This window comes from Streptomyces sp. CAU 1734 (assembly GCF_039888735.1).
Lineage (GTDB): Bacteria > Actinomycetota > Actinomycetes > Streptomycetales > Streptomycetaceae > Streptomyces.
Genome location: NZ_JBDQQP010000009.1, coordinates 208,899 through 233,485, shown reverse-complemented (window position 1 = coordinate 233,485; position 24,587 = coordinate 208,899). Strand labels below are relative to the sequence as shown.

At 69.2% G+C, this 24,587-nt stretch carries 16 protein-coding genes; 11 read left to right on the top strand and 5 right to left on the bottom strand.

From position 1 onward, the window contains the following. Positions 1-14: 14 nt before the first annotated feature. From AAFN69_RS19145 to AAFN69_RS19125, 5 genes are all read right to left on the bottom strand, one after another. On the bottom strand, positions 15-2,072 hold the full coding sequence (locus AAFN69_RS19145) for a TPM domain-containing protein (RefSeq protein ID WP_347729918.1): 2,058 nt from the start codon (positions 2,070-2,072) through the stop codon (positions 15-17). Between the two features lie 790 nt (positions 2,073-2,862). Then, positions 2,863-3,669, bottom strand: a complete 807-nt coding sequence (locus tag AAFN69_RS19140) for a succinate dehydrogenase/fumarate reductase iron-sulfur subunit (protein WP_347729770.1) — start codon at positions 3,667-3,669, stop codon at positions 2,863-2,865. Then, a complete protein-coding gene (locus AAFN69_RS19135) occupies positions 3,666-5,612 on the bottom strand; it encodes a fumarate reductase/succinate dehydrogenase flavoprotein subunit (protein WP_347729769.1) in 1,947 nt (648 codons plus the stop codon). The genes AAFN69_RS19140 and AAFN69_RS19135 overlap by 4 nt, the downstream gene beginning before the upstream one ends. Position 5,613: 1 nt before the next feature. Beyond that, positions 5,614-6,435 (bottom strand): hypothetical protein, encoded by an 822-nt coding sequence (locus tag AAFN69_RS19130; protein WP_347729768.1) that lies wholly within the window; start codon positions 6,433-6,435, stop codon positions 5,614-5,616. 38 nt (positions 6,436-6,473) lie between these two features. Further along, complete coding sequence (locus AAFN69_RS19125) at positions 6,474-6,722, bottom strand: hypothetical protein (protein WP_347729767.1); 249 nt, start codon at positions 6,720-6,722, stop codon at positions 6,474-6,476. A gap of 330 nt (positions 6,723-7,052) precedes the next feature. Here AAFN69_RS19125 and AAFN69_RS19120 point away from each other — a divergent pair, with 330 nt between their 5' ends. From AAFN69_RS19120 to AAFN69_RS19070, 11 genes are all read left to right on the top strand, one after another. Further along, positions 7,053-9,638, top strand: a complete 2,586-nt coding sequence (locus AAFN69_RS19120; RefSeq protein ID WP_347729766.1) for an ABC transporter family substrate-binding protein — start codon at positions 7,053-7,055, stop codon at positions 9,636-9,638. 734 nt (positions 9,639-10,372) lie between these two features. After that, positions 10,373-12,274 (top strand): translational GTPase TypA, encoded by a 1,902-nt coding sequence (gene typA, locus AAFN69_RS19115; protein WP_347729765.1) that lies wholly within the window; start codon positions 10,373-10,375, stop codon positions 12,272-12,274. A 1,234-nt stretch (positions 12,275-13,508) separates the two neighbouring features. Further along, entirely contained in the window at positions 13,509-14,549 is a 1,041-nt protein-coding gene (locus AAFN69_RS19110; RefSeq protein WP_347729764.1) for an ABC transporter permease, read from the top strand. A gap of 98 nt (positions 14,550-14,647) precedes the next feature. Beyond that, positions 14,648-16,450 (top strand): ABC transporter substrate-binding protein, encoded by a 1,803-nt coding sequence (locus AAFN69_RS19105; RefSeq protein WP_347729763.1) that lies wholly within the window; start codon positions 14,648-14,650, stop codon positions 16,448-16,450. Between the two features lie 119 nt (positions 16,451-16,569). Continuing rightward, complete coding sequence (locus tag AAFN69_RS19100) at positions 16,570-17,547, top strand: ABC transporter permease (RefSeq protein ID WP_347729762.1); 978 nt, start codon at positions 16,570-16,572, stop codon at positions 17,545-17,547. Positions 17,548-17,557: 10 nt separating this feature from the next. Next, complete coding sequence (locus tag AAFN69_RS19095; protein ID WP_347729761.1) at positions 17,558-18,619, top strand: ABC transporter ATP-binding protein; 1,062 nt, start codon at positions 17,558-17,560, stop codon at positions 18,617-18,619. 13 nt (positions 18,620-18,632) lie between these two features. After that, positions 18,633-19,754: a dipeptide ABC transporter ATP-binding protein gene (locus AAFN69_RS19090; protein ID WP_347729760.1), complete on the top strand. Its 1,122-nt coding sequence runs from the start codon at positions 18,633-18,635 to the stop codon at positions 19,752-19,754. A 163-nt stretch (positions 19,755-19,917) separates the two neighbouring features. Further along, positions 19,918-20,856 carry a GNAT family N-acetyltransferase gene (locus AAFN69_RS19085; RefSeq protein WP_347729759.1) on the top strand — a complete coding sequence of 313 codons (939 nt, stop codon included), beginning with the start codon at positions 19,918-19,920 and terminating at the stop codon, positions 20,854-20,856. A gap of 114 nt (positions 20,857-20,970) precedes the next feature. Next, positions 20,971-22,602, top strand: a complete 1,632-nt coding sequence (locus AAFN69_RS19080) for an ABC transporter substrate-binding protein (RefSeq protein ID WP_347729758.1) — start codon at positions 20,971-20,973, stop codon at positions 22,600-22,602. An 82-nt stretch (positions 22,603-22,684) separates the two neighbouring features. Beyond that, positions 22,685-23,608: an ABC transporter permease gene (locus tag AAFN69_RS19075; protein ID WP_347729757.1), complete on the top strand. Its 924-nt coding sequence runs from the start codon at positions 22,685-22,687 to the stop codon at positions 23,606-23,608. Then, the gene (locus tag AAFN69_RS19070) at positions 23,601-24,584 is read left to right on the top strand and encodes an ABC transporter permease (protein ID WP_347729756.1); all 984 of its coding nucleotides are present in this window, start codon (positions 23,601-23,603) and stop codon (positions 24,582-24,584) included. Before AAFN69_RS19075 ends, AAFN69_RS19070 begins: the two co-directional genes overlap by 8 nt. Positions 24,585-24,587: the final 3 nt, after the last annotated feature.

The following is a 24,587-nucleotide window of genomic DNA, read 5'->3' as shown; positions in this document are numbered from 1 at the left end:
ACCGCCCGAACAGGTCAGAACCGACCACCGCCCATCCGGCCGCGCGTGCCCCCGCCGCCGAAACTCCCCGGTCCGCCGCCGAAGCCCCCGGAACCGCCGCCGAAGCCACCACGGCTCCCGCCGCTTCCCCCGCCCAGTAGTCCGCCGAGGATGATCCCGCCGAGCACCGCGCCCCCGAGCCCGCCCCCCGCGCCGCCCGACCCTCCCGGACCGCCCCGCCCGAACCCCCGCACATCGTCCTCGGCCAGCCGCTGGGCCTGCCGGGCCAGCGCGTCGGCCTGCTGTGCCTCGGCGAGTGCCGCCTGCACATCCCCGGGTGCCGCGCCGGACGGCCCCGTATCCGCCGGTCCGGCCGCGAGACCGTCCGAGCGCCGCAGCCGGCGCTGCGCCTCCGCCAGCCGGGTCCGGGCCTCGCTGCCGACCGCCCCGCGATGGGTGGCGATGTAGTCCTCCGCCGCTCCGACGGCCGACCGTGCTCCGAGCGCGGCCTGATCGAGCAGCGACCTCGCCCGCCGCGTTCCCTGTTCGCTCTCCCGCGCCCCGGCCAGCGCCTCGTCCAGCGCCGCGTCCGCCTCCTCGACCCGGCGCAGGGCGTCGATCGGGTCGTACGGCCCGGCCGCCAGCTCCCCGCGCACCTCGGCGACCACCCGCTCCGCCCGCGCGATCCGGCCCTGGAGATCGGCCGTGGAGACCCCCGCCGGCATGCCCTTCAGCACTCCGCCGGCCTCGGCGAGATCGCTCTCCGTCTCCGTCAGCGCGCCGGGCAGTCCGCCCGTCGCCTCGGCCAGCTCGCGGGCCCGCCGGTCCACCGCCTCGATCAGCCGGCCGGCCTGGTCCAGCGCCCCCTCGGCCGCCCGCACCTGCACGGCCGCGGTCCCGTTGTCCTCCGCGCCGATCGCCGTGGCCGCCCGGTCGAGCGCGGTCCGCGCGAAGAGCAGCCGTTCCCCGGCCTGTTCGGCGCTGCTCGCGACCGGCGCGGCGGCGGAGGGCGCGTACCGCTCACCCATCACCGACAGCGTCGCCCGGGTGGTCATCAGCCGGCCGTCGAGTTCCCCGAACGTCTCCCGCGCGGCGGCGAGCGCGTCCGGCGCGGTCCGCTCCAGCGCCCGCAGCCGGTCGAACTGACCGGACTCCGCGTCCAGCCGCCGATTGGCGTCCGCGCACCGCGAAAGGATCTCGCCGAGCATGCCGCGCCGGGTGATGTCGTCCTCCGGATACGCGTCGTCCAGCCGCTGCCGGAGCCGGAAGGCGGCGGTCAGCTCGCTCTCGGCATGGCCGACGGCCTCCTGGAAGGGCCTGGCCGCCTCCTCGCCGAACTGCGCGGTGGCGAAGCCCAGCTCCTCCCGGCTGGTGCGGAGCGCGTCATCGGTGTCCACCAGGGCCTGCCGTGCCTCGGCGTCCAGCTCGCCGAGCGGCTTCGGGGGCGGTTCCCCGCCGGCCCACCCCGCCCGGCCGCCCTGCGGAGTCGTCCGGGTGGCGGCGCGCTTTCTGCGCTTGGTCCAGGTGTACGCGGCGATCGCCCCGGCCCCGCCCACCAGGGCGATGGGCAGCACCAGACTGCCCGCGTCGGAGTCCGCGCCCGTCCCGGACCCGCCCGGATCGGGGTCACCGGGAGTGATCGCGGGTACGGGTACGGGGCGCCCGCTCACCACCGCCGCGTAGCCGTTCGCCGCGCCGATGGCGGCTCCGGCCCAGTCGTTCCGCCGCAGCGCGGGCTCGACGGCCCGGTCCGCGACGCTCGCGAGCTGGGCATCGGTGAGCCGGGACGAGGCGTCCACCCAGTACGCGTACTGCCGGTCGTGGGTGGCGACCGTGAGCAGGATGTCGTTGAGTCCGAGGCCGTTCCGGCGGGCGGTGGCATCGGCCCACTCCTGCGCGGGGCTGCCCGAGAAGTCGCGTACGTAGACGACGAAGAGCTGAAGCCGCTCGCCGTCCCGGAGCCGGTCGAGGCTCCGCGCCACCTCCGGCCGGCGGTCGCCGAGGGCGCCGACCCGGTCGGTGATCTGGCCCTCGCGGGAGAGGACCGGCGGATCGTCGGTGAGGGCGGCGGGCACGGCGGGCACGGCGGGCACGGCGGCGGCGGGTAGGGCGGTGGCCGGGTGCGCGGGTGGGGCGGCGGGGTGCGCGCGCTCGCCGGCGGCGGGGTGCGCGGGGTGCGTGGGTACGGCGCCGGCGTGCCCGGGGGCCGCGGCGGGGGGACGGGCATGGGCGGCCGCGGCGTCCGGTGCGGCCGGCGCGACCAGCCACCACGCCGCCACCAGCACTGCCGACAGGGCGCGGGAGGCTATTCGCGTCACATTTCGGAGGCTATGTCCGCACTTCGGTCCTCGCGACTTGGCGTGAAGTGGACAGAGGGTGGTGACTGTCAGTAGCGGAGTCTAGCGTTGGAGGTCACGCGACACCGCTGACGGGGGGAGTGCAGTGAGCGTACGAACATGTCCCGCGCCGCGCCGGGCCGGCGCGGTTCCCGCGGCACCGGGCCGGGTCCGGTGGCCACGCACGGCCGCTGGGTTCTCTCACGAGCCGTCCGCCGGAACACCGGCCGGACCACTCGTGTGTCCACCGGTCGCTCCACCCGGCGGCCCACCGGGCCGGCCGGCCGGCACTCCACTGGCCGGACCGGCCGGCGGGCGGCCCGGTGGACCGCCCGCCGGGTGCCCCGGACCCGGACCCGGACCCGGACCCGAACGCGGACGCGGACCCGAACGCGGACGCGGACCCGAACCCGGACCCCTGCCCGAACCCGACCCCGAACGCGCCGCGGCGGGCGCGCGCGACGGCGGGGACAGCGGCAGAGGCGGGGACAGGGACCCAAGATCACCGCACCCATCGTCATCGGCTGCGCGGGGTGCGGCCGCGGGGTCAGGCCCCGTCGCGCCGTCTGATCTTGTTGCCCAGCCAGACCAGCGGATCGTACTTCCGGTCCACCGCCCGCTCCTTGAGCGGAATCAGCGCATTGTCGGTGATCTTGATCCCTTCGGGGCACACCTCCGTGCAGCATTTGGTGATGTTGCAGTAGCCCAGGCCGTGCTCGTCCTGCGCGCTCTTCTTGCGGTCCAGGCCCGATTCGGCCGCCGCGTCGAGCGGGTGCATGTCGAGCTCGGCGACCCGCATCAGAAAGCGCGGTCCGGCGAAAGCCTCCTTGTTCTCCTCGTGGTCGCGCACCACATGGCAGGTGTCCTGGCAGAGAAAGCACTCAATGCACTTGCGGAACTCCTGCGAGCGGTCGACATCCACCTGCTGCATGCGGTATTCGCCCGCCGCCACCCCCGGTGGCGGCACAAAGGCCGGCACCTCCCGGGCCTTGGTGTAGTTGAAGGTCACATCGGTCACCAGATCGCGCACCACCGGGAAGGCGCGGAGCGGGGTCACCGTGATGGTCTCCTCGCGGCTGAAGACGGACATCCGGGTCATGCACATCAGCCGGGGGCGGCCATTGATCTCCGCGCTGCACGAACCGCACTTTCCCGCCTTGCAGTTCCAGCGGACGGCGAGATCGGGGGTCTGGGTCGCCTGGAGCCGGTGAATGATGTCGAGGACGACCTCACCCTCGTGGACCTCCACGGAGAAGTCCTCCAGCCGGCCGCCGTCCCGGTCGCCCCGCCACACCCGGAAGGCGGCCAGGTACTGCTGGGAGGCGGTGGCGGGTGTGACGGGAGTCTGGCTCACTCGAAAAGCTCCTCTTCGGCGAGGTACTTGACCAGCTCCTCCTTGTCGAAGAGGGCGAGCAGGTCCGGGCGGATGGGGTCGGTGGCCCTGCGTTCGAGGGAGATCTGGCCGGGCAGCGGGTCGGCGGCCGCCGACCCGATGGACGCGGGATCGGCCGGGCGGCAGATCAGATTGACCGGCCGCCAGGTTCTGTCCATGCCGGGCCAGTCCTCGCGGGTGTGCCCGCCGCGGCTCTCCGTGCGTTCCAGAGCGGCGCGGGCGACGCACTCGCTGACCAGCAGCATGTTCCGCAGATCCAGGGCCAGGTGCCAGCCCGGGTTGAACTGCCGGTGGCCCTCCACCCCGGCACGGCGGGCCCGGACCCGCAGCTCCGCCAGCTTCTCCAGCGCCTGTGCCATCTCCGCCTCCCGGCGGATGATGCCCACCAGGTCGTTCATCGTCTGCTGGAGCTCCTGATGGAGGGTGTACGGATTCTCCGGGGGCGTCCCGCCGGCCGCGCCCTCCGCGCCGAAGGGGCGCAGGGCCTCCTCCGCCGCCTCGTCCACGGCACGGGCGGCGGTCACCGGCCGGTCGCCGATGCCCGTCGCGTACTCCGCCGCGTGCAGACCCGCCCGGCGGCCGAAGACCAGCAGGTCGGAGAGGGAGTTGCCGCCCAGCCTGTTCGAGCCGTGCATGCCGCCGGCGACCTCACCCGCCGCGTACAGCCCGGGGACACCGGCCGCGGCCGCAGTGTCGGATTCGACCGCGATGCCGCCCATCACGTAGTGACAGGTGGGGCCGACCTCCATCGCCTCGGCCGTGATGTCGACATCCGCCAATTCCTTGAACTGGTGGTACATCGACGGAAGCCGCCGCCGGATCACCTCGGCGGGCATCCGGGTCGACACATCCAGGAACACCCCGCCGTGCGGGGAGCCCCGGCCCGCCTTCACCTCGGAGTTGATGGCCCGCGCCACTTCGTCGCGGGGCAGCAGTTCGGGTGGCCGCCGGTTGTTGTCCGGGTCCTCGTACCAGCGGTCGCCCTCCTCCTCCGACTGGGCGTACTTCTCCTTGAACACATCCGGGATGTAATCGAACATGAACCGCTTGCCCTCGGAATTGCGCAGCACCCCGCCGTCGCCGCGCACCGATTCGGTGACGAGGATGCCCTTCACCGACGGCGGCCAGACCATCCCGGTCGGATGGAACTGCACGAATTCCATGTTGAGCAGCGAGGCGCCCGCGAGGAGGGCCAGCGCGTGGCCGTCCCCGGTGTACTCCCAGGAATTGGAGGTCACCTTGAACGACTTGCCGATTCCCCCGGTGGCCAGCACGACCGCCGGGGCCTCCAGCACGAAGAACCGGCCGGACTCCCGCTCGTAGCAGAAGGCGCCCGACACCCGCCCCCCGCCGCCGGGACCGTCCTCCTTCAGAATCCGGGTGACGGTGCACTCCTGGAAGACCTTCAGCCGGGCCTCATAGTCGCCGAACTCGGCCTTGTCCTCCTGCTGAAGCGAGACGATCTTCTGCTGAAGGGTGCGGATCAGCTCCAGGCCCGTGCGGTCGCCGACATGCGCGAGCCGCGGGTACTCATGGCCGCCGAAGTTGCGCTGGGAGATCTTTCCGTCGGGCGTCCGGTCGAAGAGCGCCCCCCAGGTCTCCAGCTCCCACACCCGGTCGGGGGCCTCGCGGGCATGGAGCTCCGCCATCCGCCACTGGTTGAGGAACTTCCCGCCGCGCATGGTGTCGCGGAAGTGCACCTGCCAGTTGTCGCCGGAGTTCACATTGCCCATGGAGGCGGCGATACCGCCCTCCGCCATGACCGTATGGGCCTTGCCGAAGAGGGATTTGCAGATCACCGCCGTACGGGCGCCCCTCTCCCGGGCCTCGATGGCGGCTCGCAGTCCCGCACCGCCCGCGCCGACCACGATCACGTCCCACTGCTGGCGTTCGAACTGCGTCATATCAGAACAACCTCGGATCGTCGAAGACGCCGGAAGCGACGAGATAGACATAGAAATCGGCGATCGCGACGCTGATCAGTGATGCCCAGGCGAGCCCCATGTGGTGGGCGTTGAGCCTGCCGACCCAGCCCCAGAGCCGGTAGCGCACCGGATGTTTCGAGAAGTGCTTCAGCCGGCCGCCGATGATGTGCCGGCAGGAGTGGCAGGAGGCCGTGTAGGCCCAGATCAGTACGGCGTTCACCACGAAGATGAAGGTGCCGAGGCCCATATGGCCCCACTCGTACTGATCGTTCCGGAAGGTGAGGACGGTGTCGTAGGTCAGAATTCCGGCGACCGGGACGGCCGCGTAGAAGAAGTACCGGTGCGCGTTCTGGAAGATCAGGGGGAAGCGCGTCTCACCGGTGTACGAGGTGTGCGGCTCGGCGACCGCGCAGGCGGGGGGCGAGGCCCAGAAGCCCCGGTAGTACGCCTTGCGGTAGTAGTAGCAGGTCAGCCGGAAGCCCAGCGGGAAGATCAGGATCAGCAGGGCGGGGGAGAGCCCCCACCAGCTGCCGAAGATCTCCCAGTTGGGGCCGCCCTTCATCGGTACGCAGTTCTCCGCGAGACAGGGGGAGTAGAAGGGCGACACATAGGGCGCCGCGTAGTAGTCCGCGTTGGCGAACGCCCGCCAGGTCGAGTAGACGATGAAGGCGAGCAGCCCGCCGGCGGTCAGCGCGGGCGCCAGCCACCAGCGGTCCGTCCGCAGATGACGTGGGCTGATGGCGGCGCGGGTGGCTCCGTGCACTCCGCTGTGCGGTTGTGGTGGTCGGGTACCAGTGGCCAAGGAGGTCTCCTCGGACCTGCCCTTCGGGTCAGGCCGGGTCAGGGAGCGTGCCGGTCTCGGACGCCGAGGCCCTCGTCGTCCGAGTCCGTCCACAGGGCGTGGTTGTACGGATCGTCGGGGATGGTGACCAGTTCGGTGCGGTCCGTCGTTTTCCGCGCGGCCGGGCCGCCGGGCGGTCGGGCTCCGGCGCCACTCAGCTGATCGACGGTCCGTTCCAGTTCTCCGACACGCTGGGTCAGCTCGTCGAGGCGGTGCTGGATCGTGGCCAGATCTTCCTGCTGGGACATGACTTGCCCTCACTTCCGCAGCGTGCGGGTGGCGTCGTTCATGCGCCTGCGAGTGTTGCGCCTCACATCCCGCTTGTGAAGGGGACGTACGGGATTCTCATCGGCTCTCATCAACGGCGCTCCGGGCACACCCTTAGTGGTTTCTGCCCAGGTAACCCCATTCTGGCGGTTTCCGCCGTGATGCGTACAGACCGCGATTGGGCCGTACGAGTGGCTTTGACGGCGAGGGGCGCCGTGTCTGCGCCGCCCTCGGCTCCCCGTCCACTTCAGTGACGTGCCATAGATGTGATCATCCGAAATTCCGTGAAACAGGACGAAGAGGTAGCGCCCATGTCCCAGGTCGACGAGCCAAGCGGGAGTGCCGGCCCCCGGACGTCCCCGGCCTCCCGGGACGCCCGGGCCGCCCGCACCCTTCGCGCCGTGGCGCTGCTGACCGGAGGCGCGCTCGTCCTGCCCGTCCTCGCGGGCTGCACCTCGGACGACTCCACCGGACAGGCCACCGCCCAGGACATCGCGGCGGCCACCCGCAGCCGGGTCGGCGACGGCGGAAGCCTCCGCTGGGCCGTCGATGCCGTGCCGGCCACCCTCAACACCTTCCAGGCCGACGCCGACGCCGGCACCTCCCGGGTCGCCGCCGCAGTGCTCCCCTCCCTCTTCACCCTGGACAGCAGAGGGCGCCCCCAGCGCAACCCGGACTATGTGGAATCGGCCGAAATCGTGGAGCGCGAGCCCAAACAGGTGGTGCTCTACAAGCTCAACCAGAAGGCCGTGTGGAGCGACGGCCGGGAGGTCGGCGCCCCCGACTTCGCCGCCCAGTGGCGTGCGCTCAGCGGCCGGGACAGCGCCTTCTGGACCGCGCGCAACGCCGGCTACGACCGCATCGAGGAGATCCAGAAGGGCGCCAACGACCTGGAGGTCAAGGTGACCTTCAAGAAGCCCTACGCCGACTGGCAGTCCCTCTTCACCCCGCTGTACCCCAAGCAGGTGACCGGCTCCCCGACCGCCTTCAACGACGGCGCCCGCAACAGCCTCAAGGCCACGGCCGGCCCCTTCCGGCTCGACTCCCTCGACCGCAAGGCCGGCCGGGCCACCCTGGTCCGCAACCCCCGCTGGTGGGGCGATCCGGCCAAGCTGGACAGTCTGGTGCTGACCGCCGTGCCCCGGCGCGAGCGGGCCGCCGCGCTCGCCGCCGACCGGGTCGACATCGCCGAGATCGACCGCCCGACCGCCAACCGGATCGTGCTGGCCGCACGGCGCGCGGGAGCGGCCGGCCCGCTCCCCGCCCACGGCCCGGCGGCCCGCCGTGTCGCCCTCTCCGACGCCCTGCGCTCCTGGGCCACCGCCCACGGCTCCGACGAGGAGGCGGCCGGGGCGGCGCTGGCCGCCCGCGCCCGGACCGCCGAGGCGATCAAGGTCTACGCCGCGGAACAGACCGGGCTCCGCCGCTTCGTCGTGCGGAAATCCCTGGAACCCTCCTTCACCCAGCTCGCGCTCAACGGCGAGTCCGGACCGCTCGCCGACGACCGGGTGCGCCGCGCCGTGGCCCGGGCACTGGACCGGCGGGAACTCGCCGAGACCGTGCTGAGCCCGCTCGGTCTCCCCGCCATCCCGCCCGGCAGCCATCTGGCGCTGGCCGGCCAGCGGGCGTACACCGACAACAGCGGAGCGCTCGGCGAGCAGAGCACCCAGGAGGCCCAGGCACTTCTCGCGGACGCGGGATGGGTCCCCGGCGGAGCGCTCAAGAAACCGGAACCGGCCAAGGCCGGGGGCAAGGCGGAGAAGAGCGCCGCACCGGACTCCGACGACTCCGGCTCCGACGGGAAGAACCGGGGCGCCGTCGCGGCCCCGAAGAACCCCGGCAATCCCGGCCGGCCCCGGATCGCCGACGGAAGCGCCGCCGACCGCCCCTCCAGCGAAGGGCTCTACATCGTCGGGGACGACGACCTGAACCGGGCCGGCTCAGGCGGTACGCAGGTGCTCGCGCCCGCCCCGGTGGCGTTCCAGGAGCTCGCGCTCCAGCCCCGGGCGAGGTCCGGGGAGGATCTCCCGGCCCGGACCACCGCCCGGGACGGCGGCAGCGAGGGCAAGGGCGGGGCCGCCGGAGCGTACGCCCCGGCCGGCACGGCCGCCCCGGTCGCCGCCGGCGGCCGGCTGGGCAAGGACGGCAAGCCGCTCTCCCTCCGCTTCGTCCTCCCCTCGGGCCCGGGGTCGGAGTCGCTGCGCGCCGTGGGCGAGAAGATCGCGGGAATGCTGGACCGCATCGGGATCCAGACGGAGCTGGTCAAGGTCGCCGACGCGAGCTACTTCAAGGATCACGTGGCCTCCGGCCGTTACGACCTCGCCCTCTACTCCTGGCCGGCCACCGCCTACCCGGCCACCGACGCCCGTCCCATCTACGCCAAGCCCGAGCCCGCCGACGACGGCTCGCTCCTGGTCGAGCAGAACTACACCCGGGTGGGCACGGACTACATCGACCAGCTCTTCGAGCAGGCCGCGGCCGAGCTCGACGAGAACGAGGCCCGCGAGCTGGTGCGCCGCGCGGACGCCCGGATCTGGGCGGCGGCCGGATCGATTCCGCTCTATCAGCGCCCCGAGCTCGTCGCGGTCAAGCCCGGTGTCCGCAATGCCGGGGCCTTCGGCTTCGCCACCCCGCGCTATCAGGACATCGGCTTCGCCCCGTCCGCGGCGGCCAAGGCCGGACCGTCCGCCGGCACCGCTCCCGCCCCCTCCGGAGCGGAGGAGTCCGCCGGGGCCGATTCCGAGCAGGACACGGACGCGGACGCGGACGCGAACTCGGACGCGGACTCCGCCACCGATTCCGACGCGGCCGCGGACTCCGATTCCGGCGCGGAGCCGGCCGCGGACGAGGAATCCGCCGACGCCGCGGAGAGCGCGGACCCGGCCGAGTCCGACTGAGACCCACACGCGCCGGCCTCACACGCACCGGCCTCACACGCACCGGCCCAACGGGCTCCGGCCGGGGACTCCCGGCCGGAGCCCGCCTCCGCGTCCGAGCCCGCCTCCGCCTCCCCGTCCGAGCCGACCCCTGCCCTGCCCCCGCACCCGCCCCGCCGCGATCCGCGAAACCGCCGCCCCGCCGCCGCATGGCTCACCGGAATCCACCGGCTGCGGCGAACCGGCCGAATCCCGGCGGATTTCAGCGAGCCATTGGCCCCCTGAACCCATACGTTTCTCTACCAATCGCGGATGAACCACTCGCCAGGAATCGATAAATCCGCAGAATTCCCCGAGCCGGAAATCGACATTCGGTAATCGTCCGGACGCGGAGAGTTCCCCCGGCCATCCGCCCGGCCGGCCCGCCCCGCCGGCGCCGAGGAGATTCGAAAGAAACCTCCGGAAACCTCAGAACTGGCTCAACTTTCTTGCCCGGCGGAGATTCCGGCGGGCAGAATCGGGGTCACCCGTTGACTTGATCTCAGGAAGTTCCGGCAGTTCAGGTACGCCGGGCAGCGCCCTCACCCCCTCGCCTTCCCCCGTGGTCCGCGTCTCCCACTGCGGACCGGGAAGCCCCGCGCGCGCCAGCCCCGTACCATGGGAGTGAGCCGCGGCGCGTCCGCCCCGGCGGGGCGTACGAGGAAACCGCCGCATTTCTACGCCGCATCCCACGATCGAGAGAAGCGCCAGCCAGTATGCCCACGCGCCATGACATCCGTAACGTCGCCATCGTCGCCCACGTCGACCACGGCAAGACCACCCTGGTCGACGCCATGCTGAAGCAGGCCGGTGCCTTTGCCGCGCACCAGCAGGTCGACGACCGGGTCATGGACTCCAACGACCTTGAGCGTGAAAAGGGCATCACGATCCTCGCCAAGAACACGGCGGTGAAGTACCACCCCAAGGCGGGCGGTGCGCCCATCACGATCAACATCATCGACACCCCGGGCCACGCCGACTTCGGTGGCGAGGTCGAGCGCGGTCTCTCGATGGTCGACGCGGTCGTTCTGCTGGTCGACGCCTCCGAGGGCCCGCTCCCGCAGACCCGCTTCGTGCTCCGCAAGGCCCTCCAGGCCCGGATGCCCGTCATCCTCTGCATCAACAAGACGGACCGTCCCGACTCCCGGATCGACGAGGTCGTCAACGAGACCTACGACCTCTTCCTGGACCTGGACGCCGACGAGGACCAGATCGAGTTCCCGATCGTCTACGCCTGCGCGCGTGACGGTGTAGCCTCGCTGACCAAGCCCGCCGACGGCTCGGTCCCGACCGACAGCGACAGCCTGGAGCCGTTCTTCTCCACCATCCTGGAGACCGTCCCGGCCCCCGAGTACGACGAGTCCGCGCCGCTCCAGGCCCATGTCACCAACCTGGACGCCGACAACTTCCTCGGCCGTATCGCGCTCCTCCGCGTCGAGCAGGGCGAGCTGCGCAAGGGCCAGACCGTGGCCTGGATCAAGCGCGACGGCACCATCTCCAACGTCCGCATCAGCGAGCTGATGATGACCGAGGCCCTCACCCGCAAGCCCGCCGAGGTGGCGGGCCCGGGCGACATCTGCGCCGTCGCCGGTATCCCCGACATCATGATCGGCGAGACGCTGGCCGACCCGGAGAACCCGATCGCGCTGCCGCTGATCACCGTGGACGAGCCCGCGATCTCCATGACCGTCGGCACCAACACCTCGCCGCTGGTCGGCCGGGGCGGCACCGGCAAGGGCGCGGACAACAAGGCTGCGGTCAAGGACCGCAAGGTCACCGCCCGCCAGGTCAAGGACCGCCTGGAGCGCGAGCTGGTCGGCAATGTCTCGCTCCGCGTGCTCGACACCGAGCGCCCGGACGCCTGGGAGGTGCAGGGCCGCGGTGAGCTGGCGCTCGCCATCCTGGTCGAGCAGATGCGCCGCGAGGGCTTCGAGCTGACCATCGGCAAGCCCCAGGTCGTCACCAAGGAGGTCGACGGCAAGGTCCACGAGCCCGTCGAGCGAATGACGATCGACGTCCCCGAGGAGCACATGGGCGCCGTCACCCAGCTCATGGGTGTCCGCAAGGGCCGGATGGACAACATGTCCAACCACGGCTCCGGCTGGGTCCGCATGGAGTTCGTCGTCCCGTCCCGCGGCCTCATCGGCTTCCGTACGGAGTTCCTGACCAACACCCGCGGCACGGGCATCGCCCACTCCATCCACGAGGGTCACGAGCCCTGGTTCGGCCCGCTGAGCACGCGCAACAACGGCTCCCTGGTCGCCGACCGCTCCGGCGCGGTCACCGCCTTCGCGATGACCAACCTCCAGGAGCGCGGCGTCCTCTTCACCGACCCCGGCACCGAGGTCTACGAGGGCATGATCGTCGGCGAGAACTCCCGCTCCGACGACATGGACGTCAACATCACCAAGGAGAAGAAGCTCACCAACATGCGCTCCTCCTCGGCCGACTCCTTCGAGGCGATCGTCCCGCCGCGGAAGCTGTCGCTGGAGCAGTCGCTGGAGTTCTGCCGCGACGACGAGTGCGTCGAGGTCACCCCGGAGGCGGTCCGCATCCGCAAGGTGAACCTGGACGGGCGCGAGCGCGCCCGTGCGGCCTCCCGCGCCAAGCACGGCTGACCGGCCCGCACGAGCCGGAGTACAACCGAACAGCTCTGAACAAGTACGGCGGCCGACCCTGACCAGGGCCGGCCGCCGTACTTGTGCCCAACCCCACCTGCGTCATCACCATGACGCCCCCCGCTCGAATCCTTGCCGCACCCTGCTCGAAGCCGCACCCCGCTCGAAGCGGACCCGGCCGCCCCGGCCGTACGGACGGGCCGTGCGCGCCCTCCCCGTGCGCTCCCCTGTGCACCCTCCGCGTGGGTCACCCCCGCGGACCGCCCCCGTACGCCCCCAGCGCCCCGGCCACCGCCCCCAGGACCGCCACACGCACCCTGTGCGCCCCATTCGCCTCAGAAACCTCACAGGCCCCATGGGCGCCCTGTGAGGCTCCGGCGGCCATCCGTCCGGCCCGCCACCCCGCACAAGCCCCATAACGACCAAGATCGGCCATCCGGCCGAAAACACGGGTGGCGGCCCCGAAGAGGGGCCGCCCGGGTCGTTTGCGCTCGCTCCCCGCGTGGGAAACTGATGGATTGGACCATCGCCGCCGGACCGTCCGTCAACAGGTTTTCCTACCCGACCTGTCCGACTATCGGGCGTAGCTCACCGGAAACCTGTATTAACAGTCCGTTTCGGGGGTGTCTGTCTGTGATCCCTTTGTCCGAATTTTGGTCCTCGGGCCTCGGCTGATGTTGCCAAAACGAGATGCTTTAAGTGTGGTTTACAGCCCGAACTTACCCAATAGTTGGCTTCACTAGCTCGGGTCAACGGGTCATGCGCTGTGGGGAGCGCCGACTCACGAGCACACGGGGTACAGCTCTTCGCCGTCAGGGGTGTCGGCGGGGGTGTCCTGTGCCCAGCCTTGCAGTGAACACGTGGACTCATGAGGAGGAACCCATGCGCGGTGCCACGAGCGCCAGTGGGGTCGGGTCGTCGCAGATGGCTTGTACGGCCGGTTTCCAGCGCATTCCATCCAGGCCGGCCGCAGACGTCGGCCGCCGATCCTGAGCCCCGGTCAACCGCTCGGCTCGCGCTCCTGAGGGTGGAATCAATCCCTATTGACGTACTTTCCAGCCGAAATGCCCGTTACTGACTGACCGGCATGAGGCTGTACGGCCGTACCCGCCACGGGTACCGCCGGACAGGGGGATCGTCAACGGCGGCTCCGACGGTACGAGTGAACCCACTCGCCCGTCGAGACCGCCGTGCGCAGGACGCGGGTCACCCGACACCCGTGAATGGACACATCATGACCAGTCCAATTGAGGCCGAGGCCACGGATACCTCTGTCACCTTGGACAAAGACTCCGCGACCAAGAAGAACGACGCGGCGGACGACAAGGGCCACCTCGGCCGTTCGCCCGGCCAGCTGATGTGGACGCGCTTCAAGCGCGACCGCACCGGCATGATCTCCGCCGGCATCGTCATCTTCTTCTTCGCGATCGCCGCCCTGGCGCCGGTGATTTCCAAGCTGTACGGCAAGGACCCGTACACGCTCTACCCGGACGAGGCCGGCTACGAGGGTCTCCTCGACGACTTCTCCATGCCCGTGGGCACCTTCGGCGGTGTCTCCGGAGACTTCTGGTTCGGTGTCGAGCCGGAGCTCGGGCGCGATGTGTTCACCATGCTGCTGTACGGCATGCGCACCTCGCTCTACATGGCCCTGGTGATCACCTTCTTCTGCGTGGTCACCGGCGTTGTCATCGGCATGGTCAGCGGCTACTTCGGCGGCAAGGTCGACTACTGGCTCGGCCGGATCACCGACTTCTTCCTCGCCTTCCCCAGCCAGCTCTTCTTCATCGCCTTCATGCCGGTCGTGACCGCGATGTTCGTCTCCCCCCGGGACGAGACGCCGACCTATCTGCGCGCCGTCGCGATCATCCTGGTGATGTGGTTCCTCGGCTGGATGGGCATGGCCCGTCTGGTCCGCAGCTCCGTGCTCTCCCTGCGGGAGCGCGAGTTCGTGGAGGCGGCCAAGGTGTCGGGTGCCTCCCGCTGGCGGATCGTCCGCAAGGAGATCCTGCCGAACATCGTCACCCCGATCCTTGTTCAGGGCACCTACATGCTGCCCAGCTCCATCCTGACGATCGCGTTCCTCTCGTATGTCGGTGTCGGATTCGTCGAGCCCACCCCTGACTGGGGCCGGATGTTCGCGGTCGGCTCCGCGGTGTACGAGCAGAACCCGGCGTTCATGTTCTTCCCGGGTGTCGCGATGGTGGTGTTCGTTCTCGCGTTCAACCTCCTCGGCGACTCCGTCCGGGATGCGTTCGACCCCAAGACCGGACGGTGACGTCCTAGGGCGGGGGTGGCTGCCGCCCCCGCGCCGGGCAACCGGACGGTCAGGCAGCTTGTGTTGAATTACAACGGACAGGTAGGTGCACGAGCATCATGAAGCCCCTTCGCTCACGTACGGTGCGCGCCATAGTCGTCGCTGCCGCGGCCGGTTCCTTGGCTCTCACGGGCTGCTCCAAGAACGAGGGCACGACCAAGGACGAGTCCAAGTCGCAGAAGGACGCCGCCGCGCAGTCCAAGCCGGTTGTCTACGGCAAGGCCGCCGACTCCAACGGCCCGGCCGCCGAGGTCCCGGGCGCCAAGCCCGGTGGCGTCGTCAATGTGTACATGCAGTCCGGCCTGAGCCACATGGACCCGGGTCAGATCTACGTCAGCGACGCCGGCCAGTTCTCCAACCTGGTGCACCGCGGTCTGACGAACTTCCAGGAGGACGACAAGGGCAACCTGACGGTTGTCGGCGACGTCGCGACCGACGCGGGTACCACCACCGACGGCGGCAAGACCTGGAAGTACACCCTCAAGGACGGCATCAAGGACGAGAACGGCAACGTCATCACGTCCGCCGACGTCCGCCACACCATTGAGCGGCTGTACGCGAAGTTCATCTTCGACGGCCCGACCTTCGTCCAGAGCTGGCTCTCCGGCGCCGACGGCAAGGACTACCGCCTCGCGCTGCCGGACGGCCCGTACAAGGGCAAGCACCTGCCCGACTCGGTTCTCGCCACCCCGGACGCGAAGACGGTCATCTTCAAGTTCAAGGACGCGCAGCCGGACCTGCCGCAGGCGCTCGCCATGGCCGGTTACAGCATCGTCCCCGAGAAGGCGGACACCAAGGAGAAGTACGACAAGCGGCCCGCGTCGCTCGGTCCGTACAAGATCGCCGAGCACAAGTCCGGCAAGTCCATGACGCTGGTGAAGAACACCAACTGGGACCCGAAGACGGACGCCGTGCGCCACCAGTACGTGGACGGCTACAACTTCACCTTCACGATCGACCAGGCCAGCCAGACCAAGCGTCTGATCGCCGACCAGGGTGACGCGAAGAACGCGATCCAGTTCACGGACTCGGTCGACCCGACCCAGATCCGTGACGTCATCACCAACCCCGCGGTGAACAAGCGCAGCATCAAGGGCTTCCAGCCCTACGTCTGGCAGATGACGTTCAACCTGGACCGAATGAAGGACAAGCGCGTCCGCGACGCCATCACCCACGCGATCCCGAACCAGCGGATGATCGCCCAGGACGGCGGCAAGTACGGCGGCGAGCTCGCCGGCGGTCTGATGGCCCCGACCCTGCCGGGCTACGACCCGACGTACGACCCGTTCGGCAAGCTCAAGAAGCCCAACGGCGACATGAAGAAGGCCAAGGAGCTGCTGAAGGAGGCGGGTGTCGCCGAGGGCACCAAGCTGACCTACGCGCACTCCAACACGCCGCGCGGCCAGAAGCAGGCCGTGATCATCAAGAACGCGCTCGGCGAGCTCGGCTTCGATGTCCAGTCCAAGGAGATCGACCGCGCCACCTTCTACGAGCAGATCGGCAAGATCAACAACCCGTTCGACCTCTACATGACCGGCTGGGGCCAGGACTGGCCGTCGCCGTCCACGGTCATCACCCCGGTCTACGACGGTGACCTGGTCGCCGACGGTGGCTCGAACTACTCGCACATCAAGGACAAGACGGTCACCGAGGGTATCAACGAGGCCCTGAAGATGGACCCGATCGCCGCCGCGAAGAAGTGGGAGGAGATCCACCACTACATCGTGGAGAAGGTCAACCCCGCCGCTCCGGTCTACTACTCGAAGCAGATGCAGCTGTCGGGATCGAACGTCGGCGGTGTGAAGTACAGCACCGAGTCGAGCTACATCGACATCAACGACATCTTCCTGAAGAAGCCGTAGCCGTACGCCGGATCACCCCGGCCATCGGTTGATCCGTGGGGGTGCGCGCCAGGCGGAGCGCACCCCCACGGGCCCACGTCTCCAACCCCCGCCGCCTTCGAAGAGAGCAGCCTCCCGCGATGCTTCAGTTCCTCCTCCGCAGGTTGACCGGCGCCGTAGTGATCATGTTTTTGATCGGCGCGTTCACGTTCTTCCTGTTCTACACAATCCCCCAGGACTTCGCCGAACTCTCCTGCGGCAAGAACTGCACGCCGGAGAACATCGCGAACATTCGCGAGAACCTCGGTCTGGACAAGCCCATCACCTCCCAGTTCTGGGAGTTCATGGGCGGCATCGTGGCCGGCCGCGACTTCGCTCAGGGACACTGCTCCGCACCGTGCCTGGGCCTCTCCTTCAGCACCCAGGAATTCGTCTGGGACTCGATCATCGACCGCTTCCCGCTGACGCTCTCGCTCACCGTCGGCGGTCTGGTGATCTTCCTGACCCTGGGTCTCGGCAGCGGCATGCTCGCGGCCTGGAAGCGCGGTACCTCGCTCGACCGGATCGTCAGTGGCGCCTCGATGGTGCTCAGCTCGTTCCAGATCTACTTCCTCGGTCCGATCGTCCTCGGTCTCTTCGTGTACAGCACGGGCTGGCTCGAGAATCCCGAGTACGTTCCGTTCACGGAGGATCCGGCGGGCTGGGTGGTCGGCATGCTGATCCCCTGGGCCGTCATGGCGACCATCTTCACCGCGCAGTACACGCGTATGGCGCGCTCCACGATGATCGAACAGCTTCAGGAAGAGCACGTCCGCACGGCGCGCGCGAAGGGCATGAAGCAGCGGTACGTATTCTTCCGGTATGCCTGGCGTGGATCCCTCACCCCCATCGTCACCATTCTCGGCATGGACCTCAGTGGTCTGCTCGCGGGAGCCGTGGTCACCGAGTTCACCTTCGACCTGGCCGGTATCGGCCGGCTCGCGGTCGACTCCTCGCTGACCAAGGACCTGCCGCTGACGATGGGCGTGATGTTGTTCGGAGCCTTCTTCATCCTGATTCTGAACATCCTCGTGGACCTCGCCTACGCCTACATCGACCCGCGCGTGCGCCTCGCCTAGGAGATCGACCGTGACCACTCTGACCAAGACCGAAGACACACCGGCCCCGACCGGGCCGGGGGCCTTCCTCTCGGTCCGCGACCTGCGGGTGCGGTTCTCCACCGAGGACGGCCTCGTCAACGCGGTTGACGGCCTGTCCTTCGATGTCGAGCGCGGCAAGACGCTGGGTATCGTGGGCGAGTCGGGCTCCGGCAAGTCCGTGACCAACCTGACCATCCTCGGACTCCACAACCCCAAGACGGCCCACGTCGAGGGCGAGATCCACCTGGATGGCACCGAGCTGGTCGGCGCCCCCGAGAAGGAGATGGAGAAGCTCCGCGGCAACAAGGTCGCGATGATCTTCCAGGACCCGCTGACGGCGCTCTCGCCGTACTACACGGTGGGCCGTCAGATCGCCGAGCCGTACATGAAGCACACCGGCGCCTCCAAGAAGGAGGCGAAGGCGCGCGCCATCGAGATGCTGGCCAAGGTCGGCATCCCGCAGCCCGCGACCCGCTTCAACGACTACCCGCACCAGTTCTCCGGCGGTATGCGCCAGCGCGCGATGATCGCCATGGCGCTGATCTGCGACCCCGATCTGCTGATCGCGGACGAGCCGACCACCGCGCTCGACGTGACCGTGCAGGCCCAGATCCTGGACCTGCTCAAGGACCTCCAGCAGGAGTTCGGGTCGGCCATCATCTTCATCACCCACGACCTCGGTGTCATCGCCAACATGGCCGATGATCTGCTGGTGATGTACGCGGGCCGGGCGGTGGAGCGCGGCAGTGTCCGCGAGGTGCTCCAGCAGCCGAAGCACCCGTACACCTGGGGTCTGCTCAGCTCGATGCCGCGTCTCAGCGGTCCGCTCGACGAGCCGCTGGTCCCGATCCCCGGTTCGCCGCCGAGCCTGCTCAACCCGCCGACCGGCTGCGCCTTCCACCCCCGCTGTTCCTTCAAGGACCAGGTCAGTGGTGGACTGTGCTCGGCCGACAGGCCGACGCTGCCCGCCGGGCGGGCCAGCGCCTGCCATCTTTCGGCGGACCAGAAGCAGTCCATCTTCATCGATCAGATCAAGCCCCGGCTGGGCTAGGAGACGCAGAGACATGAGCGAGAACGTCACTCTGCCTAAGCAGCAGGAATCCAGCGGGACACCCGGCGACCGGGGTGAGCCGCTGCTCACCGTCGAGGGGTTGCAGAAGCACTTCCCGATCTACGGCGGGTTCCCCTTCAAGCGCCAGGTCGGCGCCGTCAAGGCGGTCGACGGGGTCGATCTGACCGTGTACCCGGGCGAGAGCCTCGGACTCGTCGGTGAGTCCGGCTGTGGCAAGTCCACGACCGGACGTCTGATCACCCGGCTTCTGGAGCCGACCGGTGGCAAGATCACCTACTCCGGTCAGGACATCACCCACGCGAGCCGCAAGCAGCTGGCGCCGATCAGGTCCGAGATCCAGATGATCTTCCAGGACCCGTTCTCGTCGCTGAACCCGCGGCAGACCGTCGGCACCATCATCAAGAGCCCGATGGAGGTCAACGGCATCAACCCGGCCGGCGGCCGCGAGGCCCGGGTCCGGGAGCTGCTGGAGACCGTCGGTCTCAACCCGGAGCACTACAACCGCTTCCCGCACGAGTTCTCGGGCGGCCAGCGCCAGCGCATCGGCGTCGCCCGCGCCCTGGCGCTGGAGCCGAAGCTGATCGTCGCGGACGAGCCGGTCTCGGCGCTCGATGTGTCCATTCAGGCGCAGGTCGTCAATCTGCTCCAGAAGGTCCAGGACGAGCTGGGCATCGCCTTCCTCTTCATCGCGCACGACCTGGCGGTCGTCCGGCACTTCTCGCACCGCGTCGCCGTGATGTACCTGGGCAAGGTGATGGAGGTCGCCGACCGCGACTCCCTGTACACCCGGCCCCGGCACCCGTACACGCACGCGCTGCTCTCGGCCGTGCCCGAGGCGGATGTCGACGCGAACAAGAAGGAGCGCATCCGCCTCTCCGGCGATGTGCCCTCGCCGATCATGCCGCCGTCCGGCTGCCCCTTCCGCACCCGCTGCTGGAAGGCGCAGGACAAGTGCGCGTCGGAGGCGCCGCCGCTGGTGCAGCTCTCCGGCAGCCGCGAGGGCCACCTCACGGCCTGCCACTTCCCGGAGGACCCGACGGTGGTGCGCACCGAGGACGTGATCATGGACCCGGCGCTGGTGGCGCTGGAAGAGGGTCACGACCCGAAGAGCTGAACGGGATTCCGCCCCGGCGGACCCCGCGCGACAGGGCCCCGGGACAGCGGGCCGGTGAGAACCGGCCGCTGTCCCGGGGCCCTGCCGTGTGCCCGGCCCCCGAGGAGCGCCCCCGGGCGAAAATCCGTTGCAGCGGCCCCGCCCCGCGCCGGACAGTGATCCCATGGACGACCTCACCATCAGACCCGCGGTTCCCGCGGACGCCGCCGAGATATGCGACCTGCTCAATGCCGTGGACCTGATCGAGATCGGCCGGGCGGAGACCGATCTGCACTCCGTGCGGGACGACCTCTCCCACCCCGAGGCCGGGCTGGCCGAGAATTCCTGGCTGGCCCACCGGGGCGACCGGCTCGTGGGATACGGCCTGATGTGGGACGACTCCGGCGCCGACCGGATCGACATGGACAGTTACATCCTTCCCGAGCACCAGGACGCGGGGGAGCGGCTGCTGGAGCTGATGGAGGCGCAGGCGGTGCGCCGGGCCGCGGCCAATGGCGCGGACCGGGCCGTGGTCCATCTCCATCTCAATGTCCGCCCGACCCTGGATGTCTCCCTGCTCACCGGCCGCGGCTGGCGGACCGTGCGCAAGTACCACGTCCTGACCAGGGCGATCACCGGCGCCGGCGATCCGGTCCCGAGCCCGCCCGAGGGGATCGCCCTGCGGGACTGCCGCGAGGAGGCCGACCGCCGGGCGGCCCACGCCCTGGTGGAGGAGACCTTCGCCGAGCACTTCGACCACCAGCCGAGCACCTACCAAAAGTGGCTCGACGACCTCGGCGCGCACATCGACTGGTCGCGGGTCTGGATCGCCTCCGCCGCCGGATCCGGCGATGTGGCCATCCTGCTCACCCGCAATGACCGGGAGTCGATGGGCTGGATCAGCGCGCTCGGAGTGCGCAAGAGCGAGCGCGGCCGGGGTATCGCCGGATATCTGCTGCGCCATGCCTTCGGGGTGTACGCCGGGTACGGCCGTGACACCATCGGCCTCGGCGTGGACACGGAGAATGTGACCGGCGCCCTCCGTCTCTACGAGGCACACGGCATGCGCACCCACTTCGCCGTCGACACCTGGGAGGTGACCCTCCCCGTGTCCGGGGGGTGATCTCACCTCACCGGCCCCGGAGCTTCGTCCGAACGGCGGCGGCTGACATGCGCTGTGCCTCCTTATCAGGTGATATTCGGTCCTAAGTGATGATCGGGACCGAGGAGGCACTCCATGCGTGGAGCCACGCACGCCAAGTGGACCGCATGCGCACTGGCCGTCGCCCTGGCGGCGACGGCCTGCGGAGGGGGCGGCGACAGCGGAGGCGGCAGCGGCGCCAGTGGAGTGGTGAGCGCGTCCTGGGGTGATCCGCAGAATCCGCTGGAGCCCGCCAACACCAATGAGGTGCAGGGCGGCAAGGTCCTCGACATGATCTTCCGCGGTCTCAAGCGGTACGACCCGAAGACCGGCGAGGCCCAGGACATGCTCGCCGAGAAGATCGAGACCTCCGACTCGGTCAACTTCGCCATCACCGTCAAGGACGGCTGGACCTTCAGCAATGGCGAGAAGGTCACCGCCCAGTCCTTCGTCGACGCCTGGAATTACGGGGCCGACCTCCGGAACAACCAGCGGAACGCCTACTTCTTCGGCTATATCGAGGGGTACGAGCAGATCCACCCGGAGTCCGGGAATCCGACGGCGAAGACCATGTCGGGCCTCAAGGTCACCGGTGAGCGGACCTTCACCGTCAAGCTCACCCAGAAATTCTCCACCTGGCCCGAAACCCTCGGCTACGCCGCTTTCGCCCCGCTGCCGAAGACCTTCTACGACGATCACGACGCCTGGATCGCCAAACCCGTCGGCAACGGCCCGTACACCGTCTCCTCGTACGACCGCGGCTCCCAGATGGCCCTGCGGAAATGGGATGACTACCCCGGCGACGACAAGGCCCAGAACGGCGGGGTGAATCTCAAGGTCTACACCGACAACAACACCGCCTACACCGATCTGACCGCCGGAAATCTCGATCTGGTCGACGACGTTCCCGCGTCCCAGCTGAAGAATGTGAAGGCGGATCTCGGCGACCGCTACATCAACACCCCCGCCGGAATCATCCAGACCCTCGCCTTCCCCTACTACGACAAGGCGTGGAACACCCCCGACGGTGCCAAGCTCCGCACCGGTCTCTCCCGGGCGATCAACCGCGATCAGATCACCGAGACCATTTTCCAGAAGACCCGCACCCCCGCCAAGGACTGGACCTCACCGGTGCTCGGGGAGGACGGCGGCTTCAGCGACACCCTCTGCGGCGATGCCTGCGAGTACAACCCCGCCGAGGCGAAGAAGCTGGTCAAGGAGGGCGGCGGGATCCCCGGCGGCACCCTGAAGATCTCGTACAACGCCGACACCGGCTCCCACAAGGACTGGGTCGACGCCGTCTGCAACAGCATCAACAACGCCCTCGGCAATGACCGGGCCTGCGCCGGAAATCCGATCGGCACCTTCGCCGACTTCCGCAACCAGATCACCCAGTCCAAGATGTCGGGCCCCTTCCGGGCCGGCTGGCAGATGGACTATCCGCTCATCCAGAACTTCCTCCAGCCGCTCTACTACACCAACGCCTCGTCCAACGACGGCAAGTGGAGCAACAAGGACTTCGACAGGCTCGTCGACGAGGCCAACGCCGAATCCGATGTCCCGAAGGCGGTCGAGACCTTCCAGAAGGCCGAGGAGGTCGTGCGCGACCAGATGGCCGCCATTCCGCTCTGGTACCAGAACGGCAGCGCCGGCTACTCGGCCCGTATTTCGAATGTCGAGCTGAATCCGTTCAGCGTCCCGGTCTACAACGAGATCAAGGTCGGCTGACCCGGGAGAGGCGACGGCCCGGCACGCACCCCGCGCCGGGCCGCACCACTTCCCACCGTGACCCAAGAACCCGGAGCCCTCCATGGGACGTTATGTGATCAGGCGTCTGCTCCAGATGATCCCGGTCTTCTTCGGCGCCACCCTGCTCATCTTCCTCATGGTCAATGTGATGGGCGACCCCATCGAGGGCCTGTGCGGACAGCGCCAGTGCGACCCCGCCACCGCCGCCCAACTGCGCAAGGAGTTCGGCCTCGACAAGCCGCTCTGGCAGCAATACCTCACCTATATGGGCAATGTGTTCACCGGGGACTTCGGCACCGCCTTCAACGGCCAGAAGGTCACCGAACTGATGGCCGACGCCTTCCCCGTCACCATCCGGCTCACCCTGGTCGCCATCTTCTTCGAGATCGTCATCGGCATCACCCTCGGCGTGCTCACCGGACTCAAGCGCGGCCGGCCCGTCGACACCGGTGTGCTGCTGCTGACCCTGGTGGTCATCTCCGTCCCCACCTTTGTGACCGGTCTCCTCCTCCAGCTCCTCCTCGGCGTCGAATGGGGCATCATCAACCCCGCCGTCTCCCCCGAGGCCCCGCTGGACGAGCTGATCGTGCCCGGACTGGTCCTCGCCTCCGTCTCACTGGCGTATGTCACCCGGCTCACCCGGACCTCCATCGCCGAGAACGCCCGCTCCGACTATGTCCGCACCGCCAAGGCCAAGGGACTGCCCCGGCACCGCGTGATCACCCGGCATCTGCTGCGGAATTCGCTCATCCCCGTCGTCACCTTCATCGGCACCGACGTCGGCGCGCTGATGGGCGGCGCGATCGTCACCGAGCGCATCTTCAACATCCATGGCGTCGGCTACCAGCTCTACCAGGGCATCGTCCGCCAGAACACGCAGACCGTGGTCGGCTTCGTGACCGTGCTGGTGCTGGTCTTCCTGCTGGCGAATCTGCTGGTGGACCTGTTGTACGCCGTACTCGACCCGAGGATCCGCTATGCCTGAGCCACCGCCGTACGACGACGGGGGAGCCATCGCCGCCACCGGCGCGGGCGGCCCGATGGACCTCGCGACCAGCGAGGGCGAGTCGCTGGAGAAGACACCCGGCGGGCCGCTCGGCACCGGTCCGTCGGACCGGCCGCGCAGTCTGTGGTCGGACGCCTGGCGCGATCTGCGCCGCAACCCCGTCTTCATCCTCTCCGGTCTGGTCATCCTCTTTCTGATCGTCATCTCGATCTGGCCCTCCCTGATCGCCTCCGGCAATCCGCTCCAGTGCGATCTGGCCAAGGCCCAGGAGGGCTCCCAGCCGGGCCACCCCTTCGGCTTCAACGGCCAGGGCTGTGATGTCTACACCCGTACCGTCTACGGGGCGCGGACCTCGGTCACCGTCGGTGTCTGCGCCTCCCTCGGGGTGGCCCTCCTCGGCTCCGCCCTCGGCGGCCTCGCCGGATTCTTCGGCGGCGGCTGGGACGCCGGGCTCTCCCGCCTTGCCGACATCTTCTTCGGCATCCCGGTCATCCTCGGCGGCCTCGTCCTGCTCTCCGTCGTCAGCTCCACGACCGTCTGGCCGGTCGTCGGCTTCATGGTGCTGCTCGGCTGGCCGCAGATCTCCCGGATCGCCCGGGGCTCGGTCATCACCGCCAAACAGAACGACTACGTCCACGCCGCCCGCGCGCTCGGTGCCTCCAACGCGCGGATGCTGCTGCGCCATATCGCGCCCAACGCCATCGCCCCGGTCATCGTCGTCGCGACCATCGCCCTGGGCACCTACATCTCGCTGGAGGCGACCCTGTCCTATCTCGGCGTCGGGCTGAAGCCGCCCACCGTCTCCTGGGGCATCGACATCTCCTCCGCGTCGCCCTACATCCGCAACGCCCCGCACATGCTGCTCTGGCCGGCCGGAGCGCTGGCGATCACCGTGCTCGCGTTCATCATGCTCGGCGACGCGGTACGCGACGCCCTCGACCCCAAGCTGCGCTGAGGA

What these genes read in the sequence shown, in the direction of transcription:
- AAFN69_RS19135 (WP_347729769.1), bottom strand. Translation starts at nt 5,612, where the DNA reads ATGACGCAGTTCGAACGCCAGCAGTGGGACGTGATCGTGGTCGGCGCG.
- AAFN69_RS19125 (WP_347729767.1), bottom strand. Translation starts at nt 6,722, where the DNA reads ATGTCCCAGCAGGAAGATCTGGCCACGATCCAGCACCGCCTCGACGAG.
- AAFN69_RS19120 (WP_347729766.1), top strand. Translation starts at nt 7,053, where the DNA reads ATGTCCCAGGTCGACGAGCCAAGCGGGAGTGCCGGCCCCCGGACGTCC.
- typA (WP_347729765.1), top strand. Translation starts at nt 10,373, where the DNA reads ATGCCCACGCGCCATGACATCCGTAACGTCGCCATCGTCGCCCACGTC.
- AAFN69_RS19110 (WP_347729764.1), top strand. Translation starts at nt 13,509, where the DNA reads ATGACCAGTCCAATTGAGGCCGAGGCCACGGATACCTCTGTCACCTTG.
- AAFN69_RS19105 (WP_347729763.1), top strand. Translation starts at nt 14,648, where the DNA reads ATGAAGCCCCTTCGCTCACGTACGGTGCGCGCCATAGTCGTCGCTGCC.
- AAFN69_RS19100 (WP_347729762.1), top strand. Translation starts at nt 16,570, where the DNA reads ATGCTTCAGTTCCTCCTCCGCAGGTTGACCGGCGCCGTAGTGATCATG.
- AAFN69_RS19090 (WP_347729760.1), top strand. Translation starts at nt 18,633, where the DNA reads ATGAGCGAGAACGTCACTCTGCCTAAGCAGCAGGAATCCAGCGGGACA.
- AAFN69_RS19085 (WP_347729759.1), top strand. Translation starts at nt 19,918, where the DNA reads ATGGACGACCTCACCATCAGACCCGCGGTTCCCGCGGACGCCGCCGAG.
- AAFN69_RS19080 (WP_347729758.1), top strand. Translation starts at nt 20,971, where the DNA reads ATGCGTGGAGCCACGCACGCCAAGTGGACCGCATGCGCACTGGCCGTC.
- AAFN69_RS19075 (WP_347729757.1), top strand. Translation starts at nt 22,685, where the DNA reads ATGGGACGTTATGTGATCAGGCGTCTGCTCCAGATGATCCCGGTCTTC.
- AAFN69_RS19070 (WP_347729756.1), top strand. Translation starts at nt 23,601, where the DNA reads ATGCCTGAGCCACCGCCGTACGACGACGGGGGAGCCATCGCCGCCACC.